Origin of the sequence: Paraburkholderia sp., assembly GCF_028283785.1 — a bacterium.
Lineage (GTDB): Bacteria > Pseudomonadota > Gammaproteobacteria > Burkholderiales > Burkholderiaceae > Paraburkholderia.
The window spans coordinates 1-16,739 of record NZ_JAPWKB010000012.1 but is presented as its reverse complement, the minus strand read 5'-3'; the positions used below and the strand labels follow the sequence as shown (position 1 = coordinate 16,739).

Annotated in this window: 12 protein-coding genes, 3 tRNA genes and 3 rRNA genes; 10 read left to right on the top strand and 8 right to left on the bottom strand. The window is 59.3% G+C overall.

Going from position 1 to position 16,739, the window contains the following annotated elements; genetic code table 11:
• The first annotated feature begins 71 nt into the window (after positions 1 to 71).
• Entirely contained in the window at positions 72 to 590 is a 519-nt protein-coding gene (locus tag PW947_RS11815; protein ID WP_299631808.1) for an Lrp/AsnC family transcriptional regulator, read from the top strand.
• Positions 591 to 695: 105 nt separating this feature from the next.
• Here PW947_RS11815 and PW947_RS11810 read toward each other — a convergent pair whose 3' ends face one another.
• The 8 genes from PW947_RS11810 to paaA form a co-directional block, all read right to left on the bottom strand.
• Positions 696 to 1,364, bottom strand: a complete 669-nt coding sequence (locus PW947_RS11810) for a GNAT family N-acetyltransferase (RefSeq protein ID WP_299631806.1) — start codon at positions 1,362 to 1,364, stop codon at positions 696 to 698.
• Between the two features lie 233 nt (positions 1,365 to 1,597).
• Positions 1,598 to 2,203, bottom strand: coding sequence for a TetR/AcrR family transcriptional regulator (locus PW947_RS11805; RefSeq protein WP_299631804.1), 606 nt, complete (start codon positions 2,201 to 2,203; stop codon positions 1,598 to 1,600).
• A 30-nt stretch (positions 2,204 to 2,233) separates the two neighbouring features.
• Positions 2,234 to 3,046, bottom strand: a complete 813-nt coding sequence (locus PW947_RS11800) for a DUF1835 domain-containing protein (protein ID WP_299631803.1) — start codon at positions 3,044 to 3,046, stop codon at positions 2,234 to 2,236.
• Between the two features lie 159 nt (positions 3,047 to 3,205).
• The gene (gene paaE / locus PW947_RS11795) at positions 3,206 to 4,294 is read right to left on the bottom strand and encodes a 1,2-phenylacetyl-CoA epoxidase subunit PaaE (protein ID WP_299631802.1); all 1,089 of its coding nucleotides are present in this window, start codon (positions 4,292 to 4,294) and stop codon (positions 3,206 to 3,208) included.
• 2 nt (positions 4,295 to 4,296) lie between these two features.
• Positions 4,297 to 4,851, bottom strand: coding sequence for a 1,2-phenylacetyl-CoA epoxidase subunit PaaD (gene paaD / locus PW947_RS11790; RefSeq protein WP_299631801.1), 555 nt, complete (start codon positions 4,849 to 4,851; stop codon positions 4,297 to 4,299).
• A gap of 28 nt (positions 4,852 to 4,879) precedes the next feature.
• Positions 4,880 to 5,683, bottom strand: coding sequence for a 1,2-phenylacetyl-CoA epoxidase subunit PaaC (paaC, locus tag PW947_RS11785; RefSeq protein WP_299631799.1), 804 nt, complete (start codon positions 5,681 to 5,683; stop codon positions 4,880 to 4,882).
• Positions 5,684 to 5,690: 7 nt separating this feature from the next.
• On the bottom strand, positions 5,691 to 5,975 hold the full coding sequence (paaB, locus tag PW947_RS11780; RefSeq protein WP_299631797.1) for a 1,2-phenylacetyl-CoA epoxidase subunit PaaB: 285 nt from the start codon (positions 5,973 to 5,975) through the stop codon (positions 5,691 to 5,693).
• Positions 5,976 to 6,070: 95 nt separating this feature from the next.
• Positions 6,071 to 7,069, bottom strand: a complete 999-nt coding sequence (gene paaA, locus PW947_RS11775; RefSeq protein WP_299631795.1) for a 1,2-phenylacetyl-CoA epoxidase subunit PaaA — start codon at positions 7,067 to 7,069, stop codon at positions 6,071 to 6,073.
• A 160-nt stretch (positions 7,070 to 7,229) separates the two neighbouring features.
• On the opposite strand from paaA, the gene PW947_RS11770 reads away from it, so the two are divergent.
• The 9 genes from PW947_RS11770 to PW947_RS11730 all read left to right on the top strand — a co-directional run bounded on the left by PW947_RS11770 (position 7,230) and on the right by PW947_RS11730 (position 16,738).
• The gene (locus PW947_RS11770) at positions 7,230 to 7,526 is read left to right on the top strand and encodes a DUF2628 domain-containing protein (protein WP_299631793.1); all 297 of its coding nucleotides are present in this window, start codon (positions 7,230 to 7,232) and stop codon (positions 7,524 to 7,526) included.
• A 154-nt stretch (positions 7,527 to 7,680) separates the two neighbouring features.
• Positions 7,681 to 9,303 carry an NAD(P)/FAD-dependent oxidoreductase gene (locus PW947_RS11765; RefSeq protein WP_299631791.1) on the top strand — a complete coding sequence of 541 codons (1,623 nt, stop codon included), beginning with the start codon at positions 7,681 to 7,683 and terminating at the stop codon, positions 9,301 to 9,303.
• A gap of 122 nt (positions 9,304 to 9,425) precedes the next feature.
• Positions 9,426 to 10,694 (top strand): SGNH/GDSL hydrolase family protein, encoded by a 1,269-nt coding sequence (locus tag PW947_RS11760; protein WP_299631789.1) that lies wholly within the window; start codon positions 9,426 to 9,428, stop codon positions 10,692 to 10,694.
• 464 nt (positions 10,695 to 11,158) lie between these two features.
• Positions 11,159 to 12,688 (top strand): 16S ribosomal RNA (locus tag PW947_RS11755).
• Positions 12,689 to 12,754: 66 nt separating this feature from the next.
• Positions 12,755 to 12,831: transfer RNA gene (locus PW947_RS11750), tRNA-Ile, on the top strand.
• 55 nt (positions 12,832 to 12,886) lie between these two features.
• A tRNA-Ala gene (locus tag PW947_RS11745) sits at positions 12,887 to 12,962 on the top strand.
• A 340-nt stretch (positions 12,963 to 13,302) separates the two neighbouring features.
• Positions 13,303 to 16,185 (top strand): 23S ribosomal RNA (locus PW947_RS11740).
• 208 nt (positions 16,186 to 16,393) lie between these two features.
• A 5S ribosomal RNA gene (gene rrf / locus PW947_RS11735) occupies positions 16,394 to 16,506 on the top strand.
• The 16S, 23S and 5S rRNA genes sit together here with 3 tRNA genes alongside, the layout of an rRNA operon.
• A 146-nt stretch (positions 16,507 to 16,652) precedes the next feature.
• Positions 16,653 to 16,738: transfer RNA gene (locus tag PW947_RS11730), tRNA-Tyr, on the top strand.
• Position 16,739: the final 1 nt, after the last annotated feature.

Below are 16,739 nucleotides of genomic sequence, written 5' to 3'. Positions count from 1 at the left end.
TTGCGAAATTAATCGCCCGTCTTTACGCTGGCGCTATTCGATAGCGCATAAGCGGCAAACGGAGACAGAAAATGCCCAATATAGAGATGGACGCAATCGACCGGCGAATCCTCGCGATCCTGCAGCAGGACGGCCGCTTGTCGAATCAGGAGATCGCGGAGCGGGTGAATCTGTCGCCGAGTCCGTGTTTGCGGCGCATCCGGCGGCTCGAAGAAAGCGGCGTGATTCGCGGCTATGTGGCGCTGCTCGATGCGCAGCGCCTCGGGCTGGATCTGCTGGCCTACGTGAACGTGCGGCTGGAGAAGCGCGGCGGGCCGTCGCTGGGTGGACGCGGTGAAAATACGTCGGCGCGGATCGGATCGACGCACGCCGATCTGTTTCGCGCGGCCGTGCAGACGTGGCCGGAAGTGGTGGCGTGTCACGCGATGACCGGCGATATGGACTACCTGTTACGTGTGCAGGTCGAGGATATGGCGCACTTTTCGCGGTTTGTGCAGGATCAGTTGCTGCACCATCCGTCGGTGATCGACGTGAAGACGAGCTTTTCGCTGGAAAAGATCAAGGAAACCACCGCGCTGCCTATTCTTTGATGGCTTCGCTGGCCATGAACGGTGTCGCAAAAGCAAAAAGGGCGGATCGAAATCCGCCCTTTTTGTGGGTGCGTTCAGCGCGATGTTTTGCGCGAAAGCGGCTGTTTAAGCCGCAGCCTTCGTGGGCATGAAGCTTTCGAACAGCTTCGATGCGTGGCGCGCCTGACGCTTCATCGCGTAGTCGAACACGGCGGCCTGTTCCTGCAACATCTCCGCGATGATGCTGGATTGATCCGCCGGCGACAACGTGAGGTACGCGTCGGCTTCGCCGTACGAATATTCGATCTTCATGCCGGCTTTCTTCGCGATGTGCATCATCGTGGAATTGCGCGACAGGCAGTGGATATACAGCGTGGTGACGTGTGTGTTGCGGCTGCGCATGGCGGCGCGCTCGAACAGCCTCGTGCCGATGCCCTGACCGCGCGCGCTTTCCAGGACGGAAACGCCGAATTCGGCGGTGCGCTTGTCGCCTTCAGCGGGCAGATAAGCCAGATGGCCGACGCCGACCAGATGCAATTGCGCGTCGAACACGCCGAAAACGGTGTCGCGGGTGAAGTCGAGCGTGCGAACGTAGTTTTCGATCACGTGATCGGGCACGATCTGACCGAAGCGCAGCAGGCGGTCGTCTTCTTCCAGCGCGAGAAAATGGGTGAGCAGACGCTCGCGATCAGCCGAAGTCAGTTCCCGGACCAGAACCGGCGCGTGGCCAGCAGCAGGCAGCGGACGGCCGGATGTCACGATCGGCCCGGCGGCGCGGCTAGTAGTCAAGTTCATGGTCGGGTTCTCCTTTTGATCGAGCGGCTTGATGCACCGCAAAATCAATTTTACCGGAAACCGACTTTAGACCCTAGGGAAAACCCGCATCTCATTTCGAGCGTGGCTTCTAGTGGTCTAGTTAGAACAATTCAACATGCTGTTTTTAAAGTAAAAAACCACGCAGTGCGTCGGATGCGCACAGCGTGGTTTGGCGGCAACTTAATATATCAGACGAATGGTGCTCTGCGGAATCACTGCGAGCCGCGCAAGCCCTGATCGACCACCGACACCACTTCTTCGGCGAATTCGCGATAGCTCATCCGGCCGCCGGGTTTCAGCCAGCTAAAGGTCCAGTTGATCATGCCGAACACCATCATCGTCAGCGCGGTCTGGTTGTCACGCGTCGCCCGTTCGGGATAGGCGCGCGTCAGTTGACGCGCAAACGCGGCAACTACATCGCGTTGCCGGTTCAGGATGATTTCGCGCTGGGCATCGAGCAGATATTTGACGTCGTTGAGCAACGCGACGTGCCGGCTGTGCGACGTCTCGTATTCGGACAGAAACGCGCGAATCAACTCCGCGAAGGTCTCGCGCTCGGTCAGGCCGCGACGCTGGCTCGATCCTTCCACCTCGGCGATGATCAGCATCAGCCGTTTCGTGTAGCGGTCGAGCAGGTCGAACAGGATCGCTTCCTTGCTCTCGTAGTAGTGATAAAGCCGCGCTTTCGACGTGCCGCTGGCGGCGGCGAGATCCGCCATCGACGTGCTCGGATAGCTCGTCTGGGCGAATTTGGCGGCGGCCAGTTCGAGAATCTGGTCGCGTTGGGTTTCGTGGTCGGGCGCTCGGGTGCGGGCCATGTGATCGAAAAATCGGAAGGTCGTCGGGGATTAGCTGGAGCAGGTGGTTTCGGCGCTGCTCAATTCGAGCGTGCGCCACGCGGCTGTATCGCCGCGCAGGCGGATGCGCCCGCTTGCCGCCACTTCGCGGATTCGCCACAGCGCGATCGTGTCGCTGACCAGAAAGCCGAGTTGCGCGCACATCAGCTGCGCGGCGACGCGGGCCGCCGGCTGCCACGTTCCGGACGCGTGTTCGACGATCAGCGCGTCGAGTTCGGCGAACGTCCCGCTGGTGAATGTGTTGTCGCGCCACCGACGGGTTTCGCCGTTAACGTGCTTGACCTCCTGCCATTCGAGCGCAAGACGGCTGATACGCAGCACGGAAATCGGTGCGGCTTCGGCGATGCGCGCCTGCAATACGTCCGGCGCGAACATGCCGACCGACGTGGCGCGATCGGGACGGCTATGCGCCCACGCGCCGGTGTCGGTCAGATCGCGGATCGACAGACGGACTTCGTTCAGGCGTTGCGGGCTGTTGCGCAGCCGGTAGCAGGCGCGCCGGAGCATCAGTTGATCGGCGGCGCTTTCGCCGTGCCACAGCACGACATTCGACGAATCCGCGACCACGCGCGCGACCGTCTCGTCCTGTTCGGCGAAATCCGCGACGAAGTCACGGTGGGTGTCGCCGGTCACGCGCTGCCAGAAATCGGCGCGCATGTCGCTCGTGTCGTCGATGCCGCGCAACGGGCCGACGGCCAGATCGTCACGTAACGCTTGTACGGAGTCGGCGCGTCCTGCTTCGCGCAGCGCGGTCCGCAGGGATTCGGCGGCTACGTCGCCATTGGTCAGGTGGATCGTGGTCATCGGTCGGGTGGGCCGCTTCGGCGGGCCGTTCTGTAACGAAAAGAGGCCGCTCGATAAACCGGGACGGAGTCGCGGTTTCGAGCGGCCCCTAGTGTAAGCGGATCGCGAGTTGGCTGAAAGTCGTAAGACGAGCGTCCGTCCTGCGATGCATCGAACGGCTTAGCGCTCGTCGAAGCTGACGACCACCTTGTCGCTGACCGGCTGACACTGGCACGTCAGCACGAAACCGTCGCGAATCTCGTGTTCTTCCAGCGTGTAGTTCTTCTCCATTTTCACCTCGCCTTCCAGCACCTTCGCACGGCAGGTGCAGCACACACCGCCTTTACACGCATACGGAAGCGCCAGTCCGGCACGCAAACCGACGTCGAGCACGCTGACGCCCTGAAACGGCAGACGCATCTTGCGACGTTTGCCGTCCAGCACGATTTCGAGATCGGCGGCGGGCGTGTCGTCGGTGATTTCGACGAGCGGTACGCCCGCTTGCGGCAACGGCGAGCCGAAGCGCTCAACGTGTACTTTTGTCGCAGGCACGCCGGCTTCCTTCAGCGCGGCTTCGGCGGCGTCCATCATCGGTCCGGGGCCGCAAATGAACGCTTCGTCGATCGAATCCACCGGCAGCAGGGTTTCCAGAAACGCCGCGCATTTCTGCTGGTCGAGCACGCCGTTGAACAACTCGACATCCTGCAAGTCGTCGGACAGCACGTGATACAGCCGGAAGCGCTCCATAAACCGGTTTTTCAGGTCTTCGAGCTCTTCGGCGAACATGATCTGCTCGACGCTGCGGTTGCCGTACACCAGCGTGAACTGGCTGCGCGGCTCGATTTCGAGCGTCGTCTTGATGATCGCGAGCACCGGCGTGATGCCGGATCCACCGGAAAACGCGATGTACTGCTGGCCCTGATCGGCGTTCAGATGCGTGAAGAAGCGGCCGTCCGGCGTCATCACGTCGATTTCGTGGCCGGGTTGCAGCGTGTCGAACGCGAAGTTCGAGAAACGCCCGCCGCGCACGCGCTTGATGCCGATGCGCAATTCGCCGTCGCGGTCGTAGTCGGTCACGCCGACGCAAATCGAATACGAGCGGCGGGTTTCCTCGCCGTCGATATGCGTTTTCAGCGTGACGAACTGGCCTTGCGTAAAGCGGTACAGATCGCGCAGTTCGACGGGCACTTCAAAAGCGACCGATACCGCGTCGGCGGTTTCGGGACGCACTTCCCGGATGCGCAGCGAGTGAAATTGCGGGGTGGCCATATTCAGTACGGTTTGAAATAGTCGAAGGGTTCACGGCAATCGATGCAGCGGTACAGCGCCTTGCACGCGGTCGAGCCGAATTGCGCGAGTCGTTCGGTGTGCGCGGAGCCGCAGCGCGGGCACGCGGGGGCGGGCAACGCGCGCGGCATGAAACGCATCACTTTCTGCTGCGGCGCGCCGCTCGGCTGCGCACTGCCGCAATTGCCGGTTGGCGGCGCGATGCCGTACGCGCGGAGTTTTTCGCGGGCGTCGGCGGTCATCCAGTCGGTCGTCCAGGCGGGCGCCAGCACGGTGTCGATCCGGTACGGACCGAGTTCCGCGACGTCGAGCGCGTGCGCGACGTCTTCGGCAATCTGCGACATCGCCGGACAGCCGGAGTAGGTCGGCGTGATCACGACTTCGAGCGCGCCGTCGGCGGCACGGCGCACGTCGCGCAAGATGCCGAGTTCGCGAATCGATACCACCGGAATCTCCGGATCGGGCACCGATTCGAGTACGTCCCATGCGCGATCGAGCGCGAGGTCGGTAGGGTGGGCGAGTTCAGCTGTCGAGATCATCGTCGGACTCCGTTTTTTCGCGCGCGGCTTACCAGGTCGCGCCCGGATGCTGGCGCGCGATGCTTTGCATTTCCGCGAGCACGAAACCCATGTGCTCCGAATGCTCGCCGTGTTTGCCGGTGGTGATGTGCTTGACCGGCTCGGGCAGGCTCAGCGTGGCTTCGTCGAACGCTTCGCGCACGTCGTCGAACCACGCGTCTTGCAGATCCGCCGTCAGCGGACCGACGCCAGCCGCCGCGATGCGTTGCTCGACGTCGTCAACACTGAAGAATTCGCGGGTGTAAGGCAGCAGGTAATCGAGCGCCGCCTGCGCGCGCCGATGCGATTCCGCGGTGCCGTCGCCGAAACGCAGCAGCCATTCACGCGAGTGATGCAGGTGATAGCTGGTTTCCTTGATCGATTTCGACGCGATCGCGGCCAGTTGCGAATCCGTCGATGCGGTCAGCGCCGTCCACAGATGCGCCATCAGCGACGCATACAGGAAATTGCGCACGATCGTCACCGCGTAGTCTTTTTCAGCTTGCGCGGTGCCGGACAGCGGACCGTAATGCGGCAACTCGGTCAGCGTGTAATTGGCAAACTCACCCTCGGCGCGGAAATACGCGTAATCGTCTTCGGTGCGGGTTTTGCCGGTCATGGCCTGTTCGAGCGACGCCGCGTGCGTATAGAGCAAACGCGCCTGGCCGATCAGATCGAGGCTCATGTTGGACAGCGCGATGTCTTCTTCGAGCACCGGGCCGTGGCCGCACCATTCGGTATTCCGTTGACCGAGAATCAGCGCGGAATCGGCGAGGCGCAGCACGTAGGAGAGGTGTTGGGGCGTGATGTCCATGTCGCGCTTACATGTGGTTGACTTCGTCGGGGAGCGTAAAGAACGTCGGATGGCGATAAATCTTGTCGCCGGCCGGTTCGAACAGCTCCGCCTTGTCGTCCGGGTTGGACGCCGTGATTGCCGACGACGGCACCACCCAGATGCTCACGCCTTCCTGGCGGCGCGTGTAGACGTCGCGCGCCATGCGCAGCGCCATCGACGCGTCGGACGCGTGCAGGCTGCCGCAATGTTTGTGGTCGAGTCCCTGCTTGCTGCGCACGAACACTTCCCAGATCGGCCATTCCTTGTTCATCTCGTGTCTCCTGAATCCTGTTGCGTGCCGGCGCGGCGTTATCCGGATGCGGCGGCGCGGCGGTGATCTGATTGCGCGACAACTGCGCGCGACGCTTACGCGGCGTGCTGTTGCGCGCGTTGCCGTTGTTTTTCGGCGTGGACGAGGGCGGCTTCGCGGACCCACGCGCCGTCGTCGTGCGCCTTGACGCGGGTGGCGAGACGTTCGCGATTGCACGGACCGTCGCCGTTGACGACGCGCCAGAATTCGTCCCAGTCGATGTCGCCGTAGTCGTAATGGCCGCGTGCTTCGTTCCATTTGAGATCGGCGTCGGGCAGCGTGACGCCGAGCACTTTCGCCTGATCGACGGTCGCATCGACGAACTTCTGACGCAGATCGTCATTGGAGATGCGCTTGATGCCCCATTTGAACGACTGACCGCTGTGGATCGAATCCTTGTCGCTCGGGCCGAACATCATCAGCACCGGCCACCACCAGCGGTTCACTGCTTGTTGAACGAGTTCGCGCTGCGCGTCGGTGCCTTGCATCATCGACAGCAACGCGTCGAAACCTTGCCGCTGATGGAACGACTCTTCCTTGCAGATGCGGATCATCGCGCGCGCGTACGGGCCGTACGTGCAGCGGCACAGCGGAATCTGGTTCATGATCGCCGCGCCATCGACCAGCCAGCCGATCACACCGACGTCCGCCCAGGTAGGCGTCGGGTAATTGAAGATGCTCGAATATTTGGCCTTGCCCGCGTGCAGCGCGGCAATCAGCTGATCGCGCGAGACGCCCATCGTTTCAGCCGCGCTGTACAGATAGAGACCGTGACCGGCTTCGTCCTGCACCTTGGCGAGCAGAATGGCTTTGCGCTTCAGGCTGGGCGCGCGCGAGATCCAGTTGCCTTCCGGCAGCATGCCGACGATCTCCGAATGCGCGTGTTGGGAAATCTGGCGCACCAGCGTCTTGCGATACGCGTCGGGCATCCAGTCTTGCGCTTCGATCTTGCCGTCGACGGCCATGATGGCGTCGAAAGCGGCCTGCTCGGATGAACCGGCAGCGGGATCGATCGGGGCGACGTTGCCCGGAATGTCGAGGGATTGCGTGTACATGGCGGGGACACTCTCATCCGAAGTTGTCTGTGTTCGGGAGTATAAACCAACCGACCGGTCGGTTAATGATATTTTTTGAGACGGCGTTTCCGTACAAGTGCGGCGCGGTTTCGTCAGAAGCGGTTAGAGTCGCCGCATCTATATAGATAGAGGATCGGCGATGCCGGATCGAATTTTTCTGAAGCATCCCAGCCGCGACGAGACGATCGCGGTTGCGACGGGGTTCAGTTGGGCGGCGTGTCTGCTCGGTTTCGTGTGGGCGCTGATGAAGCGGATGTGGCTGCTCGCGGCGCTGCTGCTGGTGGCGGATCTGCTGATCGGCTTTATCGGGCTGGCGGGCGAAAGCGCGGATATCGCGAGTCTCGTGCTGTCGATTCTGTTCGCCGCGTTTTGCGGGATGAACGGCAACCGCTGGCACCGGCAGGCGCTGGAGCGGCAGGGCTACGTGCCGGTTTAGCGGGCACGCATCGCACGGGTTGTTTGCGCGGATTTCGACGGTGCACGGTTCGCGCCGACACAACGCGTTCCACCGTCGACTGCCCGTTGGTGCGGCAGAACCTATAAAATTGCGAATTGGCCGCGATTTCCGCAGCCCACCGCGTCCCCAATACATGTTACGTCTAAGCGAAGTCAAACTCCCGCTCGATCACCCCGACAGCGATCTCGAAGCCGCGATCATCGCGCGCCTTGCCACGCTGGGCGTGCCGGCCGGCGATCTCATCCGTTACACCGTGTTCCGCCGCTCGCACGACGCGCGCAAACGCGCCGACATCAAGCTCAGCTATATCGTCGACGTCGAAGTGCGCGACGAAGCGGCGGCGCGCAAGCAACTCGACGGCCAGCCGCATTGCGGTATCACGCCGGACATGTCGTACCACTTCGTGGCGAAGGCGCCTGAGCATCCCGAATTTCAGCGACCGGTCGTGATCGGCATGGGGCCGTGCGGGCTGTTCGCCGGCTTGCTGCTCGCGCAAATGGGCTTTCGTCCGATCATTCTGGAGCGCGGCAAGGCCGTCCGCGAGCGCACGAAAGACACGTTCGGTCTGTGGCGGAAGTCGGTGTTGAATCCGGAGTCGAATGTGCAGTTCGGCGAGGGCGGCGCGGGTACGTTCTCGGACGGCAAGCTGTACAGCCAGATCAAGGATCCGAAGCATTACGGCCGCAAAGTGCTCGATGAATTCGTCAAGGCCGGCGCGCCGGACGACATTTTGTACTTGAGCCGTCCGCACATCGGCACGTTCCGGCTGGTCAGCATGGTCGAGAAGATGCGCGCGACGATTCACGAGCTGGGCGGCGAAGTGCGCTTCGAAATGCGCGTCGACGATATCGAGATCGAAGACGGCAAGGTGCGCGGGTTGACGCTGTCGAACGGCGAGACGCTGCGCTGCGATAACGTCGTGCTGGCCGTCGGGCATAGCGCGCGCGATACGTTCCAGATGCTCAGCGATCGCGGTGTCTATATCGAGTCGAAGCCGTTTTCGCTGGGTTTCCGGATCGAGCATCCGCAGGGTTTGATCGACCGTAGCCGTTTCGGCAAGTTTGCCGGACACAAACAGCTCGGCGCCGCCGACTATAAGGTCGTCCATCACGCGAGCAACGGCCGCGCGGTCTACAGCTTCTGCATGTGCCCCGGCGGCACCGTGGTTGCCGCGACGTCCGAGCCGGGCCGCGTTGTCACGAACGGCATGAGCCAGTACTCGCGCGCGGAACGCAATGCGAACGCCGGGATCGTGGTCGGGATCACGCCGGACGATTACCCCGGCGGCCCGATGGCCGGCATCGCGTTCCAGCGCAAATGGGAAGAGCGCGCGTTCGAACTCGGCGGCGGCAACTATTGCGCGCCGGGCCAGCTGGTTGGCGATTTCATTGCCGGACGGCCTTCGACGTCGCTCGGTTCCGTAGTCCCGTCGTACAAGCCGGGCGTGACGCCGACCGATCTCAGCACCGCGCTGCCGGACTACGTGATCGAAGCAATCCGCGAGGCGTTGCCGCAGCTCGATCGCAAGATCGAAGGTTTCGCGATGCACGACGCCGTGCTGACGGGCGTGGAAACGCGCACGTCGTCGCCGATCCGCGTTCGCCGGAAGGACGATTTCCAGAGCATGAACGTCGAAGGTCTGTATCCGGCCGGCGAAGGCGCGGGTTATGCCGGCGGCATCTACTCGGCGGCCATCGACGGGATCGAAGTCGCCGAAGCGCTCGCGCTCAAGCTGGTGCCGTCGCGCGCGGCCTGAACTCCGGATCTGCGCGCTGATCGTGCGCAGATCCGGCCGGGTGGACACGTTCGCTGTCCGCCCGGCGCCCGGTCACTGTCGATCGGGCACAATGAGCGTTTTGCTCTCCGCGCGCTCATCGAATGACCCTCCGCACTCTTGCCGCTGCCTGCGGCGCCGCTTTTCTCGCTCACGCATTCATTGCTCCCGCCGCTTTTGCCGCTGATGCGCCCGGTCATTGGGTCAGCGCGTGGGGCACTGCGTTGCAACCTATTCCGCAACTCCAGAATCCTCCGCCGCTCTACCGCGCGCCTGATGTCGCAGGACGAACTGTCCGTCAGATCGTCTATCCGACGCTGTCAGGTAACGGCGTGCGGTTGCGCGTGAGCAATCAGTACGGGAAAGCGCCGCTCGTCATCGACGACCTGCGCATCGCGCGGTCGGCGGGCGGCGCGGCGACGCAGAGCGCCGGCGAGGCGCGGGTGACCTTCGGCGGGAAAGGTGAAGTCTCGATCCCGGCTGGCGCCGAACTCGAGAGCGATCCGGTTTCAATCGAGATCCAGAGCGGTGCACCTTACGCGATCAGTTCCTACATGGGGCGCGAACAGCGCCTGGTCGCCTGGCACCGCGTGGCGAACCAGCTCAACTACGTGTCGACGCCCGGCAATCATGCAGACGACCCGACCGGCAAGGCGTTCGCCGCCCGCTTTACGCAATACGCTTGGGTCACGAGTCTGTCAGTCAACGCGCCGGGCAGTGAAGGAATCGCGGCAATCGGCGATTCGATCACTGACGGAATGCGCTCCAGCTTGAACCAGAATCGCCGATGGCCTGACGGGCTGGCGCGTGAACTGGAGCATTCGGGCAGGAAAGCGGGCGTGGTCAATCTGGGCATCAGCGGCAACCGCTTGTTGAGCGACTCGGCCTGTTACGGCGACGCGCTCGATCGACGTTTCGAGCATGACGTGATGGGGCAGGCGGGTATCAAGGCGGTCGTGCTGCTGATCGGGATCAACGACATCAACTTCGCGGCGATGCCGCCGCACGCCGGGTTGGATTGCGACGCGCCGCATACGGTGGTGTCGGCGGCGGATCTGATTGCCGGCTACCAGCGCGTGATCGCGACGGCACATCGACATGGCATCCGGATCGTCGGCGCCACGGTGACGCCCGCAGCGTTGCCGGAATCGCGGGAAAAACTCCGGACGGCGGTTAATCAGTGGATCCGTACGTCGCACGCATTCGACGGCGTAGTGGATTTCGACGCGGCGCTGCGCGATCCTGCGGCGGAAGATCGCCTGCAACGCGGCTACGATAGCGGCGACCATATCCATCCCAACGACGCCGGCTACGCAGTGATGGCCCGGACGGTGGATTCGGCGGTGTTGCTACGCGCATCCACATCAAAATGAGATATCAAAAAAGAATTTTGGGAAAACGCTTGAACCAGGGGCGCGGCTCACCTATGATTCGCCTCCTCCGTGCAAACGGGGTTCGCCGCAGAAACCGGTGAACGCGAGGTGAACCGGAAGTTTTAAGCGATAGCAAAAACAACGGTTGACGTAGCGAAAAAGATTCTTCATAATCTCGTTTCTCTGCTGCAGATGCAGCGACGCAGAACGAAGCGGTGCCGGGTAGTTTGAAGTGCGGCGACTGCGAGTGACGCGAATTGATCTTTAAAAATTAACAGTCGATAAGTGTGGGCGCTTGATGGCGACGCTGGCCGGGTTCTTCGGAATCTGGCGTAAAAGCGAAAGTATCAAGTCTCACACAGTAATGAAAGGAAGGTTTGGCCGTCGCAAGATGGCTGGATCATTCGTCAGTACGTTGAGTGAGCGACCGGTTCTTAACGGAACCGAAAAACAGTAACAGGTTTGAACTGAAGAGTTTGATCCTGGCTCAGATTGAACGCTGGCGGCATGCCTTACACATGCAAGTCGAACGGCAGCACGGGAGTAATCCTGGTGGCGAGTGGCGAACGGGTGAGTAATACATCGGAACGTGTCCTGGAGTGGGGGATAGCCCGGCGAAAGCCGGATTAATACCGCATACGCTCTACGGAGGAAAGGGGGGATCTTAGGACCTCTCGCTCAAGGGGCGGCCGATGGCAGATTAGCTAGTTGGTGGGGTAAAGGCCTACCAAGGCGACGATCTGTAGCTGGTCTGAGAGGACGACCAGCCACACTGGGACTGAGACACGGCCCAGACTCCTACGGGAGGCAGCAGTGGGGAATTTTGGACAATGGGCGCAAGCCTGATCCAGCAATGCCGCGTGTGTGAAGAAGGCCTTCGGGTTGTAAAGCACTTTTGTCCGGAAAGAAAACCATTCGGTTAATACCTGGGTGGGATGACGGTACCGGAAGAATAAGCACCGGCTAACTACGTGCCAGCAGCCGCGGTAATACGTAGGGTGCAAGCGTTAATCGGAATTACTGGGCGTAAAGCGTGCGCAGGCGGTCCGCTAAGACAGATGTGAAATCCCCGGGCTTAACCTGGGAACTGCATTTGTGACTGGCGGGCTAGAGTATGGCAGAGGGGGGTAGAATTCCACGTGTAGCAGTGAAATGCGTAGAGATGTGGAGGAATACCGATGGCGAAGGCAGCCCCCTGGGCCAATACTGACGCTCATGCACGAAAGCGTGGGGAGCAAACAGGATTAGATACCCTGGTAGTCCACGCCCTAAACGATGTCAACTAGTTGTTGGGGATTCATTTCCTTAGTAACGTAGCTAACGCGTGAAGTTGACCGCCTGGGGAGTACGGTCGCAAGATTAAAACTCAAAGGAATTGACGGGGACCCGCACAAGCGGTGGATGATGTGGATTAATTCGATGCAACGCGAAAAACCTTACCTACCCTTGACATGTACGGAACCTGGCTGAGAGGTCGGGGTGCCCGAAAGGGAGCCGTAACACAGGTGCTGCATGGCTGTCGTCAGCTCGTGTCGTGAGATGTTGGGTTAAGTCCCGCAACGAGCGCAACCCTTGTCCCTAGTTGCTACGCAAGAGCACTCTAGGGAGACTGCCGGTGACAAACCGGAGGAAGGTGGGGATGACGTCAAGTCCTCATGGCCCTTATGGGTAGGGCTTCACACGTCATACAATGGTCGGAACAGAGGGTCGCCAACCCGCGAGGGGGAGCCAATCCCAGAAAACCGATCGTAGTCCGGATCGCACTCTGCAACTCGAGTGCGTGAAGCTGGAATCGCTAGTAATCGCGGATCAGCATGCCGCGGTGAATACGTTCCCGGGTCTTGTACACACCGCCCGTCACACCATGGGAGTGGGTTTCACCAGAAGTAGGTAGCCTAACCGCAAGGAGGGCGCTTACCACGGTGGGATTCATGACTGGGGTGAAGTCGTAACAAGGTAGCCGTATCGGAAGGTGCGGCTGGATCACCTCCTTTCCAGAGCTTCAGCATCAAAGTTGAGCGCTCACGCTTATCGGCTGTGAATTTGAAAGACAGACTCAGGGGTCTGTAGCTCAGTCGGTTAGAGCACCGTCTTGATAAGGCGGGGGTCGATGGTTCGAATCCATCCAGACCCACCAATGTCTTGTCTGGTGTGGCTGATCGGCGAAGTTCCCCTGTGTGATGTATGTGACTGGGGGATTAGCTCAGCTGGGAGAGCACCTGCTTTGCAAGCAGGGGGTCGTCGGTTCGATCCCGTCATCCTCCACCAATCTTCAATGCTGGTTTATCTGGCGCAGGCATTTAAACGTGCTGGCGGTTCAGTGAAACAAGCATTGGCGATTGAGCCAGTCAGTAAAGATAGGCGGTTATAGCAACCGCATTATCGGCTGTCGTTCTTTAACAATCAGGAAGAAGTAGTAAAGAGATTCACGAAAGGACATCTAGAGATGGGTGGCCGAGTAGGTGAATCAGGGTTGTGATTGTATCAATGTATGAAAAGGTGATCGAAAGATTGCCTTGGAATACGGCGCAACACGAATACTCAACCTGTAACGATGTGGCTCGCGCGGTCTTCCCAGTGAAGACGGCCAGAGACACACCCGTTATAGGGTCAAGCGAACAAGTGCATGTGGTGGATGCCTTGGCGATCACAGGCGATGAAGGACGCGGTAGCCTGCGAAAAGCTACGGGGAGCTGGCAAACGAGCTTTGATCCGTAGATGTCCGAATGGGGAAACCCACTCCGAATGGAGTATCCATGACTGAATACATAGGTCATGCGAAGCGAACGCGGTGAACTGAAACATCTAAGTAACCGCAGGAAAAGAAATCAACCGAGATTCCCAGAGTAGTGGCGAGCGAAATGGGACCAGCCTGTACTCTTTATCTTCATTGTTAGTTGAACGCTCTGGAAAGTGCGGCCATAGCAGGTGATAGCCCTGTAGACGAAAACAGCGAGGAAGAACTAGGTGTACGACAAGTAGGGCGGGACACGTGAAATCCTGTCTGAAGATGGGGGGACCATCCTCCAAGGCTAAATACTCGTGATCGACCGATAGTGAACCAGTACCGTGAGGGAAAGGCGAAAAGAACCCCGGGAGGGGAGTGAAATAGATCCTGAAACCGCATGCATACAAACAGTAGGAGCCTCCTTGTGGGGTGACTGCGTACCTTTTGTATAATGGGTCAGCGACTTACATTCAGTGGCAAGCTTAACCGATTAGGGCAGGCGTAGCGAAAGCGAGTCCGAACAGGGCGATTCAGTCGCTGGGTGTAGACCCGAAACCAGGTGATCTATCCATGGCCAGGATGAAGGTGCGGTAACACGTACTGGAGGTCCGAACCCACTAACGTTGAAAAGTTAGGGGATGAGCTGTGGATAGGGGTGAAAGGCTAAACAAACCTGGAAATAGCTGGTTCTCTCCGAAAACTATTTAGGTAGTGCCTCGTGTATCACCTTCGGGGGTAGAGCACTGTCATGGTTGAAGGGTCCATTGCGGATTACTTCGCCATAGCAAACTCCGAATACCGAAGAGTGCAATCACGGGAGACAGACATCGGGTGCTAACGTCCGGTGTCAAGAGGGAAACAACCCAGACCGCCAGCTAAGGTCCCCAAATATTGCTAAGTGGGAAACGAAGTGGGAAGGCTAAAACAGTCAGGAGGTTGGCTTAGAAGCAGCCATCCTTTAAAGAAAGCGTAATAGCTCACTGATCGAGTCGTCCTGCGCGGAAGATGTAACGGGGCTAAGCAATATACCGAAGCTGCGGATGCACATTTATGTGCATGGTAGGAGAGCGTTCCGTAAGCCTGCGAAGGTGCATTGAAAAGTGCGCTGGAGGTATCGGAAGTGCGAATGCTGACATGAGTAGCGATAAAGGGGGTGAAAGGCCCCCTCGCCGTAAGCCCAAGGTTTCCTACGCAACGTTCATCGGCGTAGGGTGAGTCGGCCCCTAAGGCGAGGCAGAAATGCGTAGCTGATGGGAAGCAGGTTAATATTCCTGCACCATTGTTAAATGCGATGGGGGGACGGATCGCGGAAGGTTGTCCGGGTGTTGGAAGTCCCGGTCCTTGCATTGGAGAAGGCGCTTAGGCAAATCCGGGCGCGGAATTCAAGGGTGTGAGGCCATTCACCTAGGTGAAGAAGCAACTGGAAGTGGTTCCAAGAAAAGCCTCTAAGCTTCAGTTTAACAAGACCGTACCGCAAACCGACACAGGTGGGCGAGATGAGTATTCTAAGGCGCTTGAGAGAACTCGGGAGAAGGAACTCGGCAAATTGGTACCGTAACTTCGGGATAAGGTACGCCCCTGTAGCTTGACTGGCCTGCGCCAGGAGGGTGAAGGGGTTGCAATAAACTGGTGGCTGCGACTGTTTAATAAAAACACAGCACTCTGCAAACACGAAAGTGGACGTATAGGGTGTGACGCCTGCCCGGTGCCGGAAGATTAAATGATGGGGTGCAAGCTCTTGATTGAAGTCCCGGTAAAAACGGCGGCCGTAACTATAACGGTCCTAAGGTAGCGAAATTCCTTGTCGGGTAAGTTCCGACCTGCACGAATGGCGTAACGATGGCCACACTGTCTCCTCCCGAGACTCAGCGAAGTTGAAGTGTTTGTGATGATGCAATCTCCCCGCGGCTAGACGGAAAGACCCCATGAACCTTTACTGTAGCTTTGCATTGGACTTTGAACCGATCTGTGTAGGATAGGTGGGAGGCTATGAAGCGTGGACGCCAGTCTGCGTGGAGCCGTCCTTGAAATACCACCCTGGTTTGTTTGAGGTTCTAACCTTGGTCCGTAATCCGGATCGGGGACAGTGCATGGTAGGCAGTTTGACTGGGGCGGTCTCCTCCCAAAGTGTAACGGAGGAGTACGAAGGTACGCTAGGTACGGTCGGAAATCGTGCTGATAGTGCAATGGCATAAGCGTGCTTAACTGCGAGACCGACAAGTCGAGCAGGTGCGAAAGCAGGTCATAGTGATCCGGTGGTTCTGTATGGAAGGGCCATCGCTCAACGGATAAAAGGTACTCTGGGGATAACAGGCTGATACCGCCCAAGAGTTCATATCGACGGCGGTGTTTGGCACCTCGATGTCGGCTCATCTCATCCTGGGGCTGTAGCCGGTCCCAAGGGTATGGCTGTTCGCCATTTAAAGAGGTACGTGAGCTGGGTTTAAAACGTCGTGAGACAGTTTGGTCCCTATCTGCCGTGGGCGCTGGATATTTGAAGGGGGCTGCTCCTAGTACGAGAGGACCGGAGTGGACGAACCTCTGGTGTACCGGTTGTCACGCCAGTGGCATCGCCGGGTAGCTATGTTCGGAAGAGATAACCGCTGAAAGCATCTAAGCGGGAAACTCGCCTTAAGATGAGATATCCCCGGGGCTTCGAGCCCCTTGAAGGGTCGTTCAAGACCAGGACGTTGATAGGTCAGGTGTGGAAGCGCAGTAATGCGTTAAGCTAACTGATACTAATTGCCCGTAAGGCTTGATCCTATAACAGGTGTGTGTCGGCAGCCGTTAGTGCTTTAGCACTTATGGATGCCCCATCCTGCGCCAAGCGCAGGGTCTCGACGAGAGCACACAGGTTGAGATCAGTGTTGTGCACTACAAGCACAGCCCAAAGTAACACCGAGAGGCATCCTCTCAGCTACTTCTTCCAGATTGGTTGTGCCGCCCACAGGCGACACGACAACAAGTCATGCCTGATGACCATAGCGAGTCGGTACCACCCCTTCCCATCCCGAACAGGACCGTGAAACGACTCCACGCCGATGATAGTGCGGATTCCCGTGTGAAAGTAGGTAATCGTCAGGCTCCCAAGCAGAAACAGAAACCCCACCTCCCTAAGAGGTGGGGTTTTTGCGTTTTATTTCTTACTATAAGTGAGAGCTTTGGGTTTGGAACGGTCAAGCAACCCTTGACATGAAGTCGATGTTCCCCCATAATCATCAGTTCTCTGCGGAGGGGTGCCCGAGTGGCTAAAGGGGGCAGACTGTAAATCTGTTGGCTTACGCCTACGTTGGTTCGAATCCAACCTCCTCCACCAG